This window comes from Micromonospora radicis (assembly GCF_003583405.1).
Classification (GTDB): Bacteria; Actinomycetota; Actinomycetes; order Mycobacteriales; family Micromonosporaceae; genus Micromonospora; species Micromonospora radicis.
Genome location: NZ_QXEC01000011.1, coordinates 168319 through 188002 on the forward strand (window position 1 = coordinate 168319; position 19684 = coordinate 188002).

Annotated in this window: 15 protein-coding genes and 2 tRNA genes; 7 read left to right on the forward strand and 10 right to left on the reverse strand. The window is 68.1% G+C overall.

Annotated elements, in window-relative coordinates; translation table 11 throughout:
* Positions 1–276: 276 nt before the first annotated feature.
* Positions 277–1095, reverse strand: coding sequence for a MerR family transcriptional regulator (locus D2L64_RS13980; RefSeq protein ID WP_119576258.1), 819 nt, complete (start codon positions 1093–1095; stop codon positions 277–279).
* Positions 1096–1150: 55 nt separating this feature from the next.
* Here D2L64_RS13980 and D2L64_RS13985 point away from each other — a divergent pair, with 55 nt between their 5' ends.
* The gene (locus tag D2L64_RS13985) at positions 1151–1519 is read left to right on the forward strand and encodes a nuclear transport factor 2 family protein (RefSeq protein WP_119576261.1); all 369 of its coding nucleotides are present in this window, start codon (positions 1151–1153) and stop codon (positions 1517–1519) included.
* Positions 1520–1565: 46 nt separating this feature from the next.
* Positions 1566–2414, forward strand: a complete 849-nt coding sequence (locus D2L64_RS13990; RefSeq protein ID WP_199714525.1) for an oxidoreductase — start codon at positions 1566–1568, stop codon at positions 2412–2414.
* A 400-nt stretch (positions 2415–2814) separates the two neighbouring features.
* Here D2L64_RS13990 and D2L64_RS13995 read toward each other — a convergent pair whose 3' ends face one another.
* Complete coding sequence (locus D2L64_RS13995) at positions 2815–3720, reverse strand: hypothetical protein (protein WP_233558942.1); 906 nt, start codon at positions 3718–3720, stop codon at positions 2815–2817.
* A gap of 176 nt (positions 3721–3896) precedes the next feature.
* Between D2L64_RS13995 and D2L64_RS28505 the strand changes: the two genes are divergently transcribed.
* Positions 3897–4928 (forward strand): beta family protein, encoded by a 1032-nt coding sequence (locus D2L64_RS28505; RefSeq protein WP_119576264.1) that lies wholly within the window; start codon positions 3897–3899, stop codon positions 4926–4928.
* Here D2L64_RS28505 and D2L64_RS27080 read toward each other — a convergent pair.
* The 5 genes from D2L64_RS27080 to D2L64_RS14020 form a co-directional block, all read right to left on the reverse strand.
* Positions 4894–5463 (reverse strand): sce7726 family protein, encoded by a 570-nt coding sequence (locus tag D2L64_RS27080; protein ID WP_147376242.1) that lies wholly within the window; start codon positions 5461–5463, stop codon positions 4894–4896. The genes D2L64_RS28505 and D2L64_RS27080 overlap by 35 nt on opposite strands.
* 277 nt (positions 5464–5740) lie before the next feature.
* A tRNA-Ile gene (locus D2L64_RS14005) sits at positions 5741–5817 on the reverse strand.
* 60 nt (positions 5818–5877) lie between these two features.
* On the reverse strand, positions 5878–6072 hold the full coding sequence (locus D2L64_RS14010) for a hypothetical protein (RefSeq protein WP_119576267.1): 195 nt from the start codon (positions 6070–6072) through the stop codon (positions 5878–5880).
* Positions 6057–6389 carry a hypothetical protein gene (locus D2L64_RS14015; RefSeq protein ID WP_119576270.1) on the reverse strand — a complete coding sequence of 111 codons (333 nt, stop codon included), beginning with the start codon at positions 6387–6389 and terminating at the stop codon, positions 6057–6059. Before D2L64_RS14015 ends, D2L64_RS14010 begins: the two co-directional genes overlap by 16 nt.
* Positions 6390–6421: 32 nt before the next feature.
* Positions 6422–6494, reverse strand: a tRNA-Asn gene (locus D2L64_RS14020).
* Positions 6495–6768: 274 nt separating this feature from the next.
* Between D2L64_RS14020 and D2L64_RS14025 the strand changes: the two genes are divergently transcribed.
* From D2L64_RS14025 to D2L64_RS14040, 4 genes are all read left to right on the forward strand, one after another.
* On the forward strand, positions 6769–7158 hold the full coding sequence (locus D2L64_RS14025; RefSeq protein ID WP_119576273.1) for a hypothetical protein: 390 nt from the start codon (positions 6769–6771) through the stop codon (positions 7156–7158).
* Between the two features lie 277 nt (positions 7159–7435).
* Positions 7436–10780: a ThuA domain-containing protein gene (locus D2L64_RS14030; RefSeq protein WP_119576276.1), complete on the forward strand. Its 3345-nt coding sequence runs from the start codon at positions 7436–7438 to the stop codon at positions 10778–10780.
* A gap of 67 nt (positions 10781–10847) precedes the next feature.
* Positions 10848–11933 carry a sugar phosphate isomerase/epimerase family protein gene (locus D2L64_RS14035; RefSeq protein ID WP_233558943.1) on the forward strand — a complete coding sequence of 362 codons (1086 nt, stop codon included), beginning with the start codon at positions 10848–10850 and terminating at the stop codon, positions 11931–11933.
* Positions 11934–12114: 181 nt separating this feature from the next.
* Positions 12115–13293 carry an ROK family transcriptional regulator gene (locus tag D2L64_RS14040; protein ID WP_119576383.1) on the forward strand — a complete coding sequence of 393 codons (1179 nt, stop codon included), beginning with the start codon at positions 12115–12117 and terminating at the stop codon, positions 13291–13293.
* Between the two features lie 45 nt (positions 13294–13338).
* Here D2L64_RS14040 and D2L64_RS14045 read toward each other — a convergent pair whose 3' ends face one another.
* The 3 genes from D2L64_RS14045 to D2L64_RS14055 all read right to left on the reverse strand — a co-directional run bounded on the left by D2L64_RS14045 (position 13339) and on the right by D2L64_RS14055 (position 19673).
* A complete protein-coding gene (locus D2L64_RS14045; RefSeq protein WP_119576279.1) occupies positions 13339–14346 on the reverse strand; it encodes a sugar phosphate isomerase/epimerase family protein in 1008 nt (335 codons plus the stop codon).
* A 274-nt stretch (positions 14347–14620) separates the two neighbouring features.
* Positions 14621–16735, reverse strand: coding sequence for a ThuA domain-containing protein (locus D2L64_RS14050; protein ID WP_119576282.1), 2115 nt, complete (start codon positions 16733–16735; stop codon positions 14621–14623).
* A gap of 79 nt (positions 16736–16814) precedes the next feature.
* Positions 16815–19673: a carbohydrate-binding protein gene (locus D2L64_RS14055; RefSeq protein ID WP_119576287.1), complete on the reverse strand. Its 2859-nt coding sequence runs from the start codon at positions 19671–19673 to the stop codon at positions 16815–16817.
* Positions 19674–19684 lie beyond the last annotated feature (11 nt).

The following is a 19684-nucleotide window of genomic DNA, read 5'->3' on the forward strand; positions in this document are numbered from 1 at the left end:
GGCGAACCTAGGCAAGCGTCGCTTGCACGTCCTGAGTGGTGCGTACTCAAACCCGCGCCACGCAGCCGCGTCAACCGCCTCAAGCCGCCTCGTCGTCGGACGGTGGTGGACCGGATGTGGCACAACCCGAACCGCGTTCCAGCAGCTCAAGGGCCAGCCGTGGCGGCATCTCCGGTACGTCGGCGGGTGTCCTGACCCGGACTCGGCGGTCATGATTCGCGGGAAGGATATCCGCCTCGCAGATTCGAGAAACATTCGCAACGCCCGCCGTGGCGTCTATCTGTCAGCTGGGGCCAGGCGGAAGACCGGCCAGCCGATCTCGGTACGCCACCTATCGGAGTCCCCGGTGTCGCGAGGGCCGACCTGGTAGGTCTCGTGGATCGGACCGTCGACGCCCAGGGCGTGCGCGACGACCCAGGCGCCAAGACGGCCATAGGTGACGTCGATGTCGTCATGCGGCCCGGCGTGGATGGCTACGGCGAAGTCGGCTGCCGGAAGTTCGACGACCTCGATCCGGCCGGATGCGCGCGGGGCGCGGACCGGCCGGAAGACGGTCATGGCACCGGCGCCGTCGGTGAACAGCTCATTGGCGTAGCGCCCGCCGGGCGGTCCCGTGCGTCCTGCGACCGGAAAGGCCGTGTCCAGCTCCGCCATCGCGGAGTCGTACCAGGCGAGCACGCCGTCGAGACTCACATGGCCGCTGATGGCGGCGACGGTGCGGGCGGGAACGGATCGTAGCTCGACGTGGAGGTCGGTCGAATCGGGGCGGACCAGTCGGCGCAGCGACACGACGGCGGCCCGGGTGCGGTCCAGCTCATCTTCGAGCCGCCGCAGGTGGCCCATGATCACGTCGGCTCGCTGTCGCGGATCGTCGGTGGCGAGGATGGACTTGACCTCGGCCAGGGGCACGTCGAGTTGCCGGAGCCGGTAGATGACCTGCGCGGTCGGGATCTGCTCGGGCACGTAGTAGCGGTAGCCCGTGTGCGGGTCGACCGTGGCGGGCTCCAGCAGTCCGGCCTCGTGGTAGCGGCGCAGTGTCCGCACGCTCAGATGGGTCAGCGTGGCGAATTCGCCGATGGTCAGGCCCGTACGCATAAGGCCAAGTCTGCGCCCTTGACTCTCTCCCTGGGGGAGACCCGACAGTGGGCTTATGTGCATCGTTGACTGGAGTGGGGGCACCGGGATCTCGCTGGAGGATCTGCCGGCCGTGATCACGGCGTACCTCGCCGCGCACCAGGCCCGTGATGTGGAAACCGCGATCACGGCCTACTCCGCCGACGCCGTCGTGACCGACGAGGGCCGCACCCACCGAGGGTGGGACGAGATCCGGACCTGGCTGGACCGTTCGGGCAGCGAGTACACGTACACGACCGAGTTCATCGGCGCCGCCAGGGTCGACGACGCGCACTTCGACGTGGTCCAGCATCTCGTCGGCGACTTCCCTGGCGGGGTGGTCGACCTGCACTACCGGTTCACTCTGAACGGCGCATTGATCAATCGACTGACGATCGAACCGTAGCGTCGTTTTGTTACGTTGCGCTTGGTTTGCTATGGAGAATGCAAGAATGCTGACGAGAACGTGGCTCATCACCGGCGGCACGCCTGGAGGGTTCGGCATGGCCTACGCCGAGGCCGCGTTGGAGATCGGCGACCGCGTGGTGCTCACCGCACGACGCCCCGAAGAGTTGCACGCGTGGGCGCAGGCGCACGGCGACCGCGTACTGGTCCTGCCACTGGACGTCACCGACACGGGGCAGGTGCAGAGTGCGGTACGCGCGGCCGAGGAACACTTCGGCAGCATCGACGTGCTGGTCAACAACGCGGGCCGTGGCTGGTACGGGTCGATTGAGGGCACGACTGAGGACGACGTACGCCGGATGTTCGAGTTGAACTTCTTCGCCGCGCTCTCGGTCATCCGGGCTGCACTACCCGGCATGCGCGCCAGGCGCAGCGGGTGGATCATCAACATGTCCTCCGTGGCGGGGCTGCGCGGGGTGAACGGATTCGGCTACTACAGCGCCACCAAATGCGCGATCGAGGCCGTCACCGAGGTGCTCCGCGAGGAGGTGGCGCCGCTGGGCATCCGGGTGATGGCGGTCGAACCGGGGGCCTTCCGCACACGGGCCTACGCCGGCTTCGCGGACGAACCCATCGATGAGACCATCGCGGAGTACCGGCCGATGCTGGAGGAGGTCCGCGCCGCGATGGTCGACCAGGACGGCAAGCAGCCCGGCGACCCGCAACGAGGAGTCCGCACGGTGATCGCCGCCATGGCCCAGGACGTGCCTCCGCAACGACTGGTCCTCGGCAGCGACGGGTTTGACGTGGTCGTCGCCACGCTTGAAAACACCCTGGCCGAGATCCGCGCGTCCGAACCGCTCTCCCGGGGAGCCGACTTCCCCACTGCCTCGTAGCCGACAGGGGACCCGGTCCGGCACAAACGTCGTCAAGCTCAAGACGGTCGCAGCTCGGTGCCCTCGTCCAACCACTTCATTGCCCGACACGCCACGTCTTCCAGCCGCTGACGTCCAGCAACAGGCCAACCTGCACAGCGCCACCCCTGCGGTTCGCGCACCGTCACCTGCTGGACGCGCCTTCCGCCCACCCGAACCACGGAAGTGCAGGTCAACAGCGAGATCACGTTATGCGGTGGGGCGGGCGGGGCTCGAACCCGCGGCCGAGGGATTATGAGTGGCTTTCAACGCTGTGACCAGGCACTCACGGGTTCACCTGACTGTCAGTTCCGCCCGCTACAGGTCACTCCAGCCACTCGGCGATGCACGGCTTCGCACCACAGCCCGCACCACGAATGCGCTACGGATCCAGGCGGACGAAGCCGCCACCCTCCTGTTCGTAGATGCACGCGACATCCACCCTATGTAACAGTTCAACGAGGTCCGGGCCCGGGTAGGACGGAAGCAGAACCGCCCTGGACCTGTGATCGACATAGCGCGCGTAGTCCAGCAACTGGCCGAGAGCCAGGCGTACGTGGTGGCGAGCCGCGGAACTCTTCGCCTCGACCAACTCGGCTCGGCCCTTGTCGAACAAGTCGGTGTAGAGAGCCCTGCCAAGGTCGGGGAGCTTGATCTCCTTGCGGGTCGTGGCACCGCCTTCTGCTACCAGGGCGGCTACGTAACGGTCCACGAGGTCAGCCTCACGCCGTTCAGCGGTTGTCGGCTCACGCTTGGGCTCCATCTGGAAGGTCTCGGCAACGTGGGCCTCCATCGGAACATCCCGCACCCTCGGCTTGCCTGGGCTCGCCTCACCGGCTTCGGGTGCCTTGAAATCGACGGGTAGGAGCCGGAACACGATGACCTTCCGCAGGTCTCCCAGTCGGTCCCTTGCCTCTTCCGCGTACCAGGGAAGCTCCGGATCAACCCGGAACTCGCCGAGATAGCGCACCACCGAGCGCTTGACCTGGTCGAAGAATCGAAGCCGTAGTCCGCGATCCAGATGATCTCTCACTGCCGCGTTGCCACGCACAAAGGTCTGATCGCCGACCTGACCCTCACCTGTGTAGTGGAACGCCCCGTCAGGCTTCCAGCCATCAAAGTCGTACCCGTAGCGAGCACCAGCCGGGGACGAGAATAGGAGTACGTCCGCCCGCTTCGCGGGCCGCGTTATGCCGCCCTGCCCGGAACCGCCGCCCACGCGCTGATGAAGCTGTCGCCGAACGACTACTTCGCCGATCTGAATGTTCCACGCCATGTCCAGTGCCACGTTGAGACGATAGAACAAGTCAGCAACGGCTATAAACCGCAAACAGCTCTTATTAGACCTTCTTCGCAGATCGTTAAATCAGGCCTATCGGCTAATGTCAACTCGTTACATTCCGAGTCGCCTCAGATACCTTCAGTAGCCAACCGTGCAACCAGCGAGTCGCACAGGGGGTGGCTATGGCTCAGTACTGGCCCATACTCAAGGCACGGGCAGGCGAGTTCAAAGCGCTAGCACGACTTCGGGATCACGAGGTCAGCACCTTACAACCCTTGTTCGAGGTCTCCCCCTCGGATGACGGCCCGACGCATGCTGGCCTCAAGTTCGTGCGTCAGTTGCGAGAGTCGGCGCCAGCGGGCCTGACTGTCGGAGTAGACACCACCTATGCCAGAGTCAACGATGACGGTCGACCACTGATCATGGAGATCGCTAACGACCTGGCGCTGTGGGGCATCCCGATCGCGCCAGTCATCCGCCTACAGGACCCAGACGAACAGTTTTCCGCCTGCGGTGAGGCAGCTCGCCTCCACAACGAAACAGCTATCGTGCGCCTCGGCAGCATCACGACGGACCCCGACCCTGTAGCCGACAGCTCTCGGATATCCAGGGCTCTGTCAATCGCTAAGATCAATCGTGAGCGATGCCACCTAGTAGTGGACATGGCCGATGTATCATCCGAAAGAGACGTCAGCCGAGCTGAGCAGATCGCCAGGAACGTGCTTGACTCGCTGGGAAATCAAGAATGGGCATCCATCGTGGTTGCATCAGGCGCCATGCCGTCCGCCATCACAAACGTCCCTCGCAACGAAGCAACACCCCTAGCGAGATGGGATTGGGAGCTCTGGAAGCGACTAGCCGATCGCGGCCCAGATTTTGGCGACTACGCCATAGCACACCCAGAGATGCAAGGACCTGTACCCCGCGGTCCCATTCCCAGCCTCAGGTACACCACGAGCGACCACTGGTGGATCTACCGTTGGGCCCGTAACGAGACGGGCGGAAACGACAGTTTCTATGACCTGTGCAAGACCCTAGTCGCCTCCGACCATTGGCCGGCCGAAGGATCAAACTTCTCGTGGGGCGACAGCGAACTCGCGCGGTGCGCCAGACGTCAGCCGGGGCCAGGGAGCGCAACGCAGTGGCGAGCGTGGGGAACCTCTCATCACCTCGCACACGTCATAAACGAGTTGGCCAGTTCTCCCGCGTCCTAAGCACACGCCGCACCTCCGCCTGCAACTCCCCCAACTCCAGAGTCTCGGCGAGGCGCTCCCAGACGAACCATCTCGGCGCCTTCGACAAGCCGCCGTGGTTGCCGCGCTCTCTCAGTAAAGCCATTGCTTCGTCCCGCCAAAGCAACTGCGCCACAGAGAATGGATTAGGACAGGGGTTGCGGCTGCCGCGGCGGACGTTCCGAATCCGGACTGCACGCTTACCAGGAGCGGCGAGCCAGACACCCCACCACGAGGGAACCATCTCTGAAGCTTGGTCCAGATAGCGATCGGTCGTCACCAGCGAGGCCCGGTCGAGCACCCTACTATACAACTCGGCCTGCATTCCTAGCCGACTCAATTTGTCTTCATCGCTCTTAATCTCGAAACCGGAGATGTGGCCGTTGATGACTGCCACATCTACCCTGGTTCGGCCAGCACAAAGGCCCAACTCGTGCCGAATATAAGTGTCGGGATCCGAGTGATACTTCGAGGCAAGACGAGCCGTTAGCGCCTGACGAATATCGCTATCACGCATCTCGCCTCCTTCTCCCCCGGTGCTGCTCCGACCGCCAATACTTCCATACAGGGTTCAGTGCATCTAGCACCTGTCGCCTGTCTGAGCGTCCAGCCGAGCATGTAGGTGATTCGGAGCGACACATCAGCACGGCGTAGACCGGGCCGCCGAGAGCACCGCGGGCAAGCATCTCGCCGCGCTGGCGCTTCGCGCGCCCGTTCGCCGTCGCCATAGGGCCGACCGTAGCGCTCGCACCACGAGTAGCACCACGGGAAGATCGCGGATCTAGCGTTTTACCTGGTGGGGCGGGCGGGGCTCGAACCCGCGACCGAGGGATTATGAGTCCCCTGCTCTAACCGGCTGAGCTACCGCCCCGGTACCGGGGCGGATCTTATCCCGCCCGGTCGTTCACCGGCCAGCGTCAACGGCTTCTCGTCACCGGCGTCGCCCTCGCGTCAGCAGCACGATGGGCAACGAGAGGATAACAGTGAGCACGCAACCGGCCGCGATCACACCCCACATCCAGTCCTCCACGGTCGGGTCGACGAACATGGCGAGTACGAGCAACAGGGTGAAGCTGCCGACGGCGAGGGTGGCGCAGCCGCTGAGCACCATCAGCAGCGGCTGCACCAGGGGCGCTTCGGGCGGGCCAGGTACTCGTGGAGTTCGCGTACGGCGCGTGGTCGGGGGATCTCGTCCGGGTCGCGGGGTGGCAGGGTGATCTGCCGGTCGGCCGGTACGGCGGCGTCGATCAGCCGTGTCGCGGCGGGGGTGACGTCGAACAGGGTCGGTTCGACGTGCAGCACGATCGCGTCGGGGCCGATGAGTTGCCGGGCGCCGTCCGGCCAGGCGAGCAGGAGATGGCAGTCGGCGTACCGGACGGTGGTCCTGCCGTCCGGGGTGAGGAAGCTGGCGGGGACGAACCATGGACAACGGCGAACGCCCACCGGCTGGCCGGTGGGCGTCGACGAGGTGGAAGCTCCCCCGTTTGGACTCGAACCAAAAACCTGCCGGTTAACAGCCGGCTGCTCTGCCAATTGAGCTACGGGGGACCGTGGCACCGCCCGGGGCGGATCATTCCGCGCCGTGCGACGGCACAAGAGTACAGGATTCCGGGGGGTCTTGGTCCAGGGGGTTACCGCGCCGGCCGGCGGCCCACGCGATCGGATTTATCTGGGACAAATCCCCATCACGACCCAAGGAGGTATGAGCGGAGAGCAGGATGGGTAGTTAGCTGCCGACGACAGGACGCAGGCGCGAACTGGTCAGTCCCGCCCACCGAGCCGAGGGCGGGCCGACGGCGCGTCAGGTACGAGAGGAGCCGCCATGCGCGGAAAGATCATGTTCCTTGGCGGGCTGGCTGCAGGGTTCGTCCTGGGCGCCCGTGCCGGCCGGGAGAAGTACGAGGAGCTGGTGGTCCGGGGCCGCAAGGTGCTCGACCACCCGACCGTCCAGGAGGCGGCCGGGGTGGCGCAGGCCCAGGCGACCCGGCTGTACCACGAGGGCAAGGACAAGCTCGGCCACTCCAAGCTGGGCGAGAAGCTGGGCCAGCACGACGGCAGGTCGGGGCTCACCCCCGCCGACGACACCTTCGCCGGCACGCCGGCCACGGCGGGCGCCAAGTCCGGCGCCGGCTCGTCGGGCTCGACCAGCTCGACGTCGACCACCCCCCGCAACAAGCCGTCCGGCTCGGGCGCGAACGGCACCAACCTCTAGCGGACCCACGTCGGGCCCGATCGCCAGCCATGGCGGTCGGGCCCGACCGCTGTCCGCGCACGTCATGGGCGTCAGAGGCGGCCCCGTGGGCAACTTTCGCCGGAATTGAGCGAAAGTACGGCCCGGATAGCTGAAACTTCTGCCGCCCACCCCTTCTCTTTGATGTCAGTCGCAAATATCGTCCTCGTTAGACCTGGCCAGGTTCGTTGGTAACCCCCCACCACCTCGGCGTTCTCACCGACGCCGGGGCGGACCTGACCGATCAGAGCGAGGTTCGATGCGCAGACCGCTGGGCCGCAGGGCCCTTACCTATCTGAGTCTCCTCACCCTCGTCGGCGCGACACTGGTCGCGACCGGCACCCCGCAGAGCGCCCCCGCGCAGGCCGCGCCGGTGGCGAGCGACGCGGCGCCGGGCAACAACGGCATCCAGTACAAGGTTCTCGTCTTCACCCGGTCGGCCCAGGGCACCCACCCCGCCACCGCCGCCGGGGTGGAGGCGATCCGGCAACTCGGCAAGGACCGTCGGTTCACCGTGGACGTCACCGACGACGCCCGCAAGTTCCGGGAGCCGCATCTCAAGCAGTTCCGGGCCGTGGTGTTCCTGAACACCTCCGGTGACGTGCTCGACGACGCCCAACGGACGGCGTTCGAGGCGTACTACCGCGGCGGTGGCGGGTTCGTCGGCGTGCACTCGGCGATCGAGGCGCAGCCGGGCTGGACCTTCCTGGACAACGTCCTCGGCACCCGTGCCGTCGGCGCACCCACGGCGGCCGGCGCCGCCACGGTGACCGTGGCCGACCGGGTCCACCCCGCCTCGGCGACGCTGCCCGAGCGGTGGACCACCACCGACCGGTGGTACAACTTCGCGGCCAACGTCCGGGGCGTCTCGCACGTCCTGGCGACGGTGGACGAGAAGACGTACGACGGCGGCACCATGGGCTTCGACCACCCGATCACCTGGTGCAAGGACTACCAGGGCGGACGGTCGTTCTACACCGGACTCGGCGCCACCCCGGAGAGCTTCCGCGGCGCGGACCTGCGGGCGCACCTGGGCGGCGCGATCCAGTGGGCGGCCGGCGTCACCGACGGCGACTGCGGCGCGACGGTGCTGGCCAACTACCAGATGACGGTCATCGGGGCGCAGCCCAACGTCAACGAGCCGATCGGCTTCGACGTGCTGCCCGACGGGCGGGTCATCCAGACCGACCGGCGCGGCGGCGTACGGCTGCACGAGCCGGACGGCAACCGCACCACGGTGCTGGCCCAGATCCCGGTCTACACCCACAGCGAGGACGGGATGTACGGCCCGGCGATCGACCGGGACTTCGCCACCAACAAGTGGGTCTACCTGTTCTACGCGCCGCTGCTGGACACCCCGACCGGCGCCGCACCCACCACCAGCACCGACCCGAACGCCTGGGACGTCTGGAACGGCTACTTCCAGCTGTCCCGGTTCAAGTTCGTCGACGGCGAGAACCCCTCGCTCGACCTGGCCACCGAGCAGAAGATCATGCAGGTGCCGGTGGACCGGGGCGCCTGCTGCCACGTGGCCGGCGACATCGCCTTCGACTCGGAGAACAACCTGTGGCTGGTCACCGGGGACGACACCCCGGCCAGCGCGGGCGGTGCGGGCGGTTTCTCCCCGCACAACGACTCGGTCAGCGCCACCGGTGTCTACCAGGCACCGTTCGCGGACGCCCGGCGCGCCTCGGCCAACACCAACGACCTGCGGGGCAAGATCCTGCGGATCACCGTCCAGCCGGACGGCAGCTACACCGTCCCGGAGGGCAACCTGTTCCCGGCAGCGCAGTACCCGGCCGACAAGACCCGGCCGGAGATCTACGCCATGGGTCTGCGCAACCCGTTCCGGATCACCCTCGACAAGAACGACGTCGCCTACATCACCGACTACTCCCCCGACTCGCGCGACGCGGCGGTGGGGCGGGGCCCCGAGGGCACCGGGCGGATGATGGTGGTCGACAAGCCGGCCAACTACGGCTGGCCGATGTGCGTGCAGCCGGACCTGCCGTACTTCGAGATGAACTGGACCACCAGCCCCATCTCGCCGATCGCGCCGTTCGACTGCGCGGCGCCGAAGAACACCTCCCGGCACAACACCGGCCTGGTCGACCTGCCGCCGGTGGAGAAGTCGGAACTGTGGTACTCGTTCAACGCCCCGACCCCGTGTGCGCAGGCGTACCTGTCCACCCCGACCCAGGCCTGCCCGGTGCTCTTCCCGGAGCTGGGTACCGGCGGCGTCGGACCGCACGGCGCGGCGAAGTACGACTACGACCCGGAGCTGAGGTCGGAGACGAAGTTCCCCGCGTACTACGACGGCGCGATCTTCTTCGGTGAGTTCACCCGGGACTACCTACGGGAGATCCGGCTCGACTCGCAGGGCGAGATCCTGAAGATCAACGACCTGTTGAGCTGCGGAGGCGGCCCGGTCACACCGGCCCGACCGTTCCTCTGCGACAACCCGATGGACATGATGTGGGGGCCGGACGGCAACTTCTACCTGCTGACGTACGGCGACGGATTCTTCAACATCAACCCGGACGCGGCGATGGTGAAGTTCAGCTACGTCAAGGGCCTGCGGGCGCCGACGGCGGTGCTGAACGCCACCCCGACCAACGGACTCGCGCCGCTGACGGTGGCCTTCTCCAGTGAGGGGTCGCGCGACCCGGATCCGGCCGACTCCATCTCCTTCGCCTGGGACCTCAACGGCGACGGAATCGTCGACTCCGTCGACCCGAACCCGTCGTTCACCTACGCCGCCAACGGGGTCTACACCGCGCGCCTGACGGTCACCGACTCCAGCGGCAAGAGCGCCTCGGCGAACACCACCATCACCGTCGGCAACACCGCGCCGACGGTAAGGGTGGACGTGCCGATCGAGGGTGGCTTCTTCAACTGGGGTGACGACATTCCCTGGTCGGTGACGGTCACCGACCCGGAGGACGGCCCGATCGACTGCGGCCGGGTCGAGGTGACCTTCGTACTCGGCCACGACGACCACGGGCACGGCGGGGCGAACGCCTTCGGCTGCTCCGGCGTACTGCCCACGGATCCCGACGACGCCGGGCACGGTGGCTACATCTACGGCGTGATCAGCGCGTCGTACACCGACAACGGCGCCAACGGGCAACCCGCCCTGACCACCATCGGTCAACAGGTGATCCAGGACAAGCTGCAACAGGTGGAGTTCGCCCGGGACCAGTCCGGGACCACCGTCGGCAACAGCGCCGACGTCGGCGGCGGACAACAACGCGGCAGCCTCGACCCGGGTGACTGGATCGCGATCAACGGCACGGTGAACCTGAAGAACATGGATTCGGTCACCCTGCGTACCTCCGGCGGCAGCGCGGCCACCGCCGGGCAGCCGCGGTTCGCCGTCGAGTACCGCCGGGACTCGCCGACCGGACCGCTGCTGGGCACCGCCACGGTCAACGCGACGACCGGCAACAACGCCTTCACCAACACCACCGTGCCGATCACCGACCCCGGTGACACGTTCCGGCTCTACCTGGTGTTCCGGACCGTACCGGGGGGCCCGGCCAGCGGCTTCGGCAACCTCAACTGGGTCCAGTTCAACGGCCAGGGCATCGGCCTGACCCCGTAACCACCACCGGCCGGGGCCGCCGTGCGGCGGCCCCGGCCACCCACCACCCATCGAAAGGCAGTAGGAGATGAACGACAGTCAGCACGGCATGAGCCGGCGCCGGATACTCGGCGCCTTCGCCGGGGTCGCCGGCGCGGCGGCCGTCGGTGCCGCCGGGTTCGGCTCGGCGGCCGCCGCCAACAGCAAGGGCAACGGCAACGGCGTGCTCGTACCGCCCGGCAAGCGGGGCATCATCCTGTTCAGCGTCCGGGACCGGATCAGCGCCGCCCCGGACGCCAGCGGGGTGCCGTACGGCTTCGAGCGGGTACTCGCCCGGCTCGCCGAGATCGGCTACAAGGAGGTCGAGTTCGCCGGCTACAACCAGAACACCGGGATCCTGGGCCGACAGATCACCCCCGACGAGATCCGCAAGGTCCTGGACGACAACGGTCTGCGGGCCAACGGCTCGCACGCCTCGATTCCCGGATCGGTCACCCCGGACACCATCGCCGCCTTCGAGCGGACCCTGGACACCGCCGAGATCCTCGGCATGAAGCACATCGGTACCGGCAGCGACCCGACGAACAGCAACTACAAGGCCGACTGGGACGCCGCCGCCGACCGGTGGAACCTGTTCGGCCAGATGGCCGCCGCCCGCGGGCTGAAGCTGTACACGCACAACCACGACGCGGCGTACAACTTCCTGCTCGACAGCGGGCCGCTGGACGGGCTCGGCCGGCCGACCCGGTCCTCGGGAATCCGCAAGCTGGAGCACTTCTTCAACCTGACCGAGGCGGACAAGGTCTTCTTCGAGATGGACATCTACTGGGCGCACGTGGCCCAGCACCGGTGGCACACCTACACCGACCCGGACGGGAACCCGCAGACCAACATCTTCGACCCGTTGGCCACGGTGGCGACCCGGACCATGCGGTTCCCGCTGTTCCACGCCAAGGACGGCGCGCTCAACCCGAACGTCACCAACGGTTACGAGATGGTGCCGCTCGGCCAGGGCGACATCGACTACGGCAACTTCTTCGCGAACATGGGCGCGAAGGGTTACCACAACCCGATGTGGGAGCAGGACAACGCGCCCGGCGGCACCGCCGACCCGGGCCGCTCGCTGCGTTTCGCCGAGGTGAGCTACCAGCACATGTCGGGTCTGCGGGGCTGACGGACTCGACCTGAGGGAGATCGTCGACCGGGTCGGCGAGGCGGCCACCGCCGCCTCGCCGGCACCGCCCGGGGTGACCGTCTCCCCACCTGGGGGGGCCGCATCCGGTGAACGGATGCGGCCCCGCTCGCCACAGGCTTGAAACACCGGGATGGAAGACTTTGCCGGGGAGGTGATGGTGATGACGCTCGTCCGTCCGGAGAATCCGCAACAGGCGCGGCTGGTCCGGTTGCTACGCGACGACGGTCCCCGGTCCCGGGTGGAACTGGGTGACCTGCTGGGGTTGTCCCGTTCGACGCTCACCACCGAGCTGGACCGGCTCGTCGCGCGCGGGCTGGTCGAGACCGCCGGGCCGGCGGCCTCCCGAGGTGGGCGCCGGTCGTCGCTGCTGCGGCTCGCGGGCGGGGTGCGGTTCGCCAGCGTCGTCGTCTCGGCGCAACGGCTCGGCGTGGCGGTCACCGACGGTGAACTGAACGTGCTGGCCGAGGCCGGCGAGCCGGTGGACGTGCGGGGCGGACCGGAGCCGGTGATCGCCCGCGCCGTCGAGCTGCTCGACAAGCTGCGCGCCGAACTCGGCGTCGCGGAGTTCACCGGGGTCGGCGTCGCGCTACCCGGGCCGGTCGACGGCGGCACCTCTGTCGCACCGGCCGTGCTCCCCGGCTGGCAGCGATTCCCCGTCCGGGACGCGTTCGCCACCGAGCTGGGCTGCCCGACGCTTGTCGACAACGACGCGAACGTGCTGGCGCTCGGCGAGCAGCACGCCGGCATCGGCCGCACCTTCGACGACTTCCTCTACCTGAAGCTCGGCACGGCCATCGGCTGCGGGCTGGTGCTCAGCGGCTCGCTCTACCGGGGTGCCACCAGCAGCGCGGGTGACATCGCGCACCTGCCGCTGGGCGAGGACGGTCCGATCTGCGCGTGCGGCGAGTCCGGCTGCCTCGAGGCGTACTGCGGCGACGCCGGGTTGGTCCGGGCGGCGCAGACGGCCGCCCGGTCGGGCCGGTCCGCGGCGTTGGCCGGCCGGCTGGCCGAGGTCGGCACGCTCACCGTGGCGGACATCGCCGAGGCGGCGACCGCCGGTGATCCGGCCGTACAGGCGCTGGTCCGCGACGCGGCCCGCCGACTCGGCCGGGTGCTGGTCGGCCTGGTCAGCTTCTTCAACCCGGGCATCGTGGTGATCGGCGGGGCACCGGACGGGCTCGGCCACATCCTGCTCTCCGAGATCCGTGGCGTGGTCTACCGCCGGTCGGCGCCGCTGGCCACCGGCACCATGCCGGTCGTCCTGTCCGACCTGGCCGACCGGGCCGGGCTGGTGGGCGCGGCCCGGCTGGCCAGCGAACACGTCTTCACCGCGGGCTGAGCCGGTGGATCCGGCGGGGGCAGCGCGTACCCCCGCCGGAACCGGTCAGTCCTTGCTGCTGAACGCCGCGTCGAAGGCGGCCGACGGGGCGTCGAAGGCGAGCCGGCGGACGAACTGCAGCGCCTCGGGGGCGCCGACCAGTCGATCCATCCCGGCGTCCTCCCACTCGATCGAGATCGGCCCGTCGTAGCCGATCGCGTTCAACGCCCGGAACGAGTCCTCCCAGGGCACGTCGCCGTGCCCGGTCGAGACGAAGTCCCAACCGCGGCGCAGGTCCGCCCAGGGCAGGTGGGAGGCGAGCCGGCCGCGCCTGCCGTCGCCGGTACGCACCTTGGCGTCCTTGCAGTCGACGTGGTAGATGCGGTCGGCGAAGTCGAAGATGAAGTTCACCGGGTCCAGCTCCTGCCAGACGAAGTGCGACGGGTCCCAGTTGAGCCCGAACGCGGGCCGGTGCCCGATCGCCTCCAGGGTCCGCTTGGTGGTGTAGTAGTCGTAGGCGATCTCACTGGGGTGCACCTCGTGGGCGAAGCGCACCCCCACCTCGTCGAAGACGTCCAGGATCGGGTTCCACCGGTCGGCGAAGTCCTGGTACCCGCGCTCGATCATCGACGGCGGCACCGGCGGGAACATCGCCAGGGTGTGCCAGATCGACGAGCCGGTGAAGCCGACGACGGTGTTGACGCCGAGCTTGGCCGCCGCGCGAGCGGTGTCCTTGATCTCCTCGGCGGCCCGCTGGCGTACCCCCTCGGGTTCGCCGTCGCCCCAGATGCGGGCGGGCAGGATGTCCTGGTGCCGCTCGTCGATCGGGTGGTCGCAGACCGCCTGGCCGACCAGGTGGTTGGAGATCGTGAAGACCTGGAGGTTGTGCTTGGCCAGCGTCTCCCGCTTGCGGTCGACGTACGAGTCGTCGGCCAGCGCCTTGTCGACCTCGAAGTGGTCGCCCCAGCAGGCGATCTCCAGGCCGTCGTAGCCCCACTCGGCGGCGAGCCGGCACACCTCGTCGAACGGAAGGTCGGCCCACTGGCCGGTGAACAGCGTGATCGGTCGCGCCATCTGTCCTTTTCCCCTGTCGTGATGGGGATTCCGTACGTGCGGGACCGGGGCGAGGGATGACCGGACGCGACGGCCTCGACGGTGATCCGGTGGGCACGGTCGTGCCTGGGGCCGACGGGTTGCGCCTCCCGTCGGCTCACCGGCCACCTCGCGGTCGCCGCCTTCACTCTAGGCCGCTGCGGCGCGGGGCAAAAGGCCCCGACGCGGCGAGGCCGCTCGTGTGGCGTGCGTGCCGAGAAGGGCCCCCGGCGGTCGACCGGGGGCCCTTTCCTACCTACGGAAGCACCCAGCGCTGATTCGCGTTGGTGTGACAGGTCCACAGATGCACCGCCTGGCCATCCACCGAACTGTTGTTCGACACATCCAGACACTTACCCGTCTGCGGATTACGCAACGTCCCGTTCGACTGCGCCGACCAGTTCTGCGCCGCCGAACCATTACACGCCCACAACTGAATCTTCGTACCGTCCGCCGACGCACCACCATTCACATCCAGACACTTACCCAACGCCCGGATCGTCGAATTCGGCGTCACCGACCACGTCTGCGCCGCACCACCATTACACGCCCAGATCTGAATCTGCGTACCATCCGCCGTCGCACCGTTACGCACATCCAGACACTTACCCCCCAGACCCGTGATCTGCCCCGTACCACCACCACCGGTGCCGCGGACCAGGGTGAAGTCGTCGATGTCGAACAGCCCCGTGCCCGAGCCGGTGAAGGTCAGGTACACGTTGCGGGTGCCGGACGGGACGTTGCTCAGGGCGGTGGTGACGTTGGTGAAGTTGTTCCAGCCGCCGGTGTTCGGCACCGCCACCGAGCCGAGTACGGTGCCGGTGGTCGAGCCGGTGCGTACCTGGATGGTGCCGCCGGGTCCGCCGGAGGCGACCCGGGCCCGGAACGAGGTGACGCCGGTCAGGTCGAGGTTGTTGTACGCCGCCCAGTCGCCGGGCTCGATGTAGCCCAGCACCTGTCCGCCGTTGACCCCGGTCTTGCTGACCACGGTCACGCCGCTGGCCGAGTTGTAGCTCTCGGCCTGCACGGTGGTGTTGCCCCCGGTCGGCGGGTTGCTGCCGCCCAACTCCTTGATCCGGATGTTGCGGAACGACACGTCGTCACCCGTACCGTGGTTCTGGATGCCGATGTGGCCGGCGAGGGAGCGCACCGGGTCGGTGTTGGTGAAGTCGTTGATCTTCGAGCCGTTCAGGAAGACCTGCAGCCGCTCCCCCTCGACCAGCAGTTCGTAGGTGTTCCACTCCCCCGGCGGGTTCAGCGCCGCGTCCCGGGCGGGCAGGTCGGCGGCCTTGAAGCCGTAGATCGCGCCGGTGGTCCGGTCGGCCGTGTCGGTGGGGTCGATCTGCACCTCGTAGCCGTTGTTGATGGCCGAGTTCGGGTCGCTCGACGGCGGGAAGCCGATGAACACCCCCGAGTTGTCGTCCCCGGGGATCCGCCAGTCCAGCTTGAGCGAGTAGTTGGTGAACTGCTTCGCGCTGTACCAGTACAGGCCCATCCCGCCGACCGAGCTGAGGGTGGCGTCCGAGTTGGTGAAGCTGCCCGGCCCGGCCTGGGACCAGCCCGTGGTGGAGCCGTTGTAGAGGGCGGTGTAGCCGGTCTCCGCGCGGCAGTCGGCCTTGGTACGGCCGGCCGCGTACCGGATGCCGCCGAGCAGGTGCGCCCGGAACGCCGGCTCGGCGTACGACGCCTGGGTGTGGCCGCCGCCGGTGTAGAAGGACCGGCCCGCGTTGACGGTCTTGCACCAGGCGATCGGGTGGTCGGCACCCATCACCCCACCCGAGTACGTCGACTCGTCCAGGGTGGCCAGTACCCGGGCACCGGCGCGTGGGCTGGCCTGGAAGTCGTACCACTCGTCGGTGCGGACCCAGTTCTGCGGCAGGTGGGCGGTGGCCGCGTGGGCCCGGTTCTCCACCCGCACGGTGGCCTGCTGGATGGCCGGGTGCGAGCGGAAGTACGCCCCGACCAGGTTGCCGTAGAAGGACCAGCCGTACTCGGTGTCGGCGGCGGCGTGCACGCCGACGAATCCGCCGCCTGCGTTGATGTACGACTCGAAGGCGGTCTGCTGGGTGGCGTTGAGCACGTCACCGGTGGTGTTGAGGAAGACCACCGCCTCGTACTGGGCGAGGTTGCCGGTGGTGAACGCGGCGGCGTCCTCGGTGGCGGTGACGGTGAAGCTGTTCGCCGCGCCCAGGTCTCGGATGGCCTGGGTGCCGACCGCGATGGAGTCGTGCCGGAAGCCGGCGGTCTTGGAGAAGACCAGCACGTCGTACGGGGCGTCGGCGGCGCTGGCCGGAGTGGCCGCGGTGGTACCGGCGAGGACGGCGAGGGCAACGGTGGCCGCGCCGAGAACGGGTCGGAGGAGTCTGCGCATTGTCGCTCTCCCAAACGATCGTCGTGTCAAGAGGGGCCCCCGGTAACACGCGGGGCGTCGACCGGGGGCCCTTTCCTACCTACGGAAGCACCCAGCGCTGATTCGCGTTGGTGTGACAGGTCCACAGATGCACCGCCTGGCCATCCGCCGAACTGTTGTTCGACACATCCAGACACTTACCCGTCTGCGGATTACGCAACGTCCCGTTCGACTGCGCCGACCAGTTCTGCGCCGCCGAACCATTACACGCCCACAACTGAATCTTCGTACCGTCCGCCGACGCACCACCATTCACATCCAGACACTTACCCAACGCCCGGATCGTCGAATTCGGCGTCACCGACCACGTCTGCGCCGCACCACCATTACACGCCCAGATCTGAATCTGCGTACCATCCGCCGTCGCACCGTTACGCACATCCAGACACTTACCCCCCAGACCCGTGATCTGCCCCGTACCACCACCACCGGTGCCGGTGGTGAAGGCGAACGCGTCCAGGTCGTAGAGGTGGCCGGTGCCCGAGCCGGCGAAGGTCAGGTACAGCGTGGTGGTGCCGGTGGGCGGGTTGGTGATGCTGCCGGTGACCGTGGTGAAGGTCTCCCAGGAGCCGGTGACCGGGACGGTCGCCGAGCCGAGCACGGTGCCGGTGGCCGAGCCGGCCCGTACCTGGAGGGTGCCGCCGGCACCGCCCGAGGAGACCCGGGCGCTGAACGAGGTGACGTTGCCCAGCCGGTACGGCTCGAACGCGATCCAGTCACCGTTGTTGATGTTGCCGACGGTCCGGCCGCCCTCGGCCGCGGTCTTGACGAACAGGTCGACGCCCGAGGCGCTCTTGTAGTGCTCGGCCTGCCGGCTACGCGGTTGGAGGGTGTGCTGGGTGTGGGTGGTCAGGCCGCCCGCGTCGGTGTACTCGGCGTCGAAGATCCCGAAGATGTTCGCGGCGTAGTCGTGTTCGCCGTCGACCGGGATGGTGATCGAGCCGGTGCAGCCGTTCTGCGAGGTGATCTGGTGGCCGTGGTTGTCGTGGCCCAGCACGTAGGTCATCTTGACCTTGGTGCAGTCGATGGTGCCGTCCTCCGGGTCGGTCACCGTGATGCTGAACGGCACGGTGTCGCCGAAGCTGAACAGCTGGCCGTTGCCGGGGCTGTTGATGGTGACCGTCGGCGCGGTGTTGCCGACACCGATGCGTACGCTCGCCGTGCCGGTGGCGCCCTGCGGGTCGCGTACGGTCAGGGTGGCGGTGTAGTTGCCGTTGGCCGTGTACGTCTTGGTCGGGTTCGCCGCCGTCGAGGTGGTGCCGTCACCGAACGCCCACGAGTAGGTCAGCGTCCCACCCTCCGGGTCCGACGAGCCGGCCGAGGAGAAGTTCACCGTCAACGGGGCGACGCCCGAGGTCCGGTTCGCCGAGGCCACCGCGGTCGGTGCCCGGTTGCCGCCGCCGACGTAGTCGTAGCGGTACAGGGCGGAGTTGGCGTCGCCGTTGTAGAAGCCGGTGCCGTAGTCCAGCACGTAGAGCGAGCCCTCCGGGCCGAAGGCCATGTCCATGACCTGCCTGCCGTTCCACGGGAAGGAGCCGTCGATGCCGGCGATCGATCCGTTGGAGTTGACGTGGATCGGCTTGATCCAGCCCCGGCCGAACTCACCGGCGAAGAACTGCCCGTCGAAGCTCTGCGGCCACTTGGTCGCCGAGTTCAGGGCGGCGTCGTACCGGTAGACCGGGCCGGCCATCGGCGACTCGGAGCCGCTGCCGAACTCCGGCGGGCTGCCCGCGTCACCGGCGTACCGGATCCAGGCGGGCTTGGCCGGCGGCAGGGTGGTCAGGCCGGTGTTGCGGAACGAGTTGTTGGTGGCGCCGCCGGTGCAGTTGTACTTCGGTCCGGCGCTGCTGCTGGCGAAGTCCCACTCGGCGTACGTCTCGTTGGCCGTGTTGGTGCCGGTGCAGTACGGCCAGCCGTAGAAGCCGGGCTCGGTGATCCGGTTGAACTCCACCTGGCCGCTGGGGCCGCGGCCGGTGGTGGAGCCGGCGTCCGGGCCGTAGTCGCCGACGTAGATGACGCCGGTGGGCTTGTCGACGCTCATCCGGAACGGGTTGCGCAGGCCCATGGCGTAGATCTCCGGGCGGGTGCGGGCCGTACCGGGGGCGAAGAGGTTGCCGGCCGGGATCGAGTACGTCCCGTTGGCGTTGACCTTGATCCGGAGGATCTTGCCGCGCAGGTCGTTGGTGTTGGCAGCGCTGCGCTGCGCGTCGTACGCCGGGTTGCGGTTGGTCCGCTCGTCGATCGGCGAGTAGCCGGCGGAGTCGAAGGGGTTGGTGTCGTCGCCGGTGGACAGGTACAGGTTGCCGGCCGCGTCGAAGTCGATGTCACCGCCGGCGTGGCAGCAGATGCCGCGGTCGGCGGCGACGTCCAGGATGTCGACCTTGCTGGCCTGGTTGATGGTGAAGTCGGCGTTCAGGGTGAACCGGGAGAGCCGGTTCACGCCCTGCCAGGACGACCAGTTGGTGCCGGTGGCGGGCGCGTCGCCGCCGGGGGTGGTCAGCGGCGGCGCGTAGTAGAGGAAGATGTGCCGGTTGCTGGCGAAGTTCGGGTCTACCCCGATGCCCTGCATGCCGTCTTCGTCGTGCGTGTAGACCGGGATGTTGCCGATCACGGAGGTGTTGCCGGCCGCGTCGGTGCGGCGGACGGTGCCGTTGCGGGCGGTGTGCAGGACCGAGCGGTCCGGTAGCACCGCGAGGGTCATCGGCTCGCCGACCTCGGCGACCCCCTTGGCGAGGGTGACCTGCTGGAAGTCGGTGGCGACGATGGGGTGGGCCTGCGCCGGGGTCGGGCCGCCGAGCGAGGTCGGTCCGGCACCGAGGGCGACCGCGCCGACCGTGGCGGCCAGGAGCAGCGCCGAGGCGGTGGCCAACCACCGTGCGGGTGGACGGGTTTTGTCCATTGTGGACATTG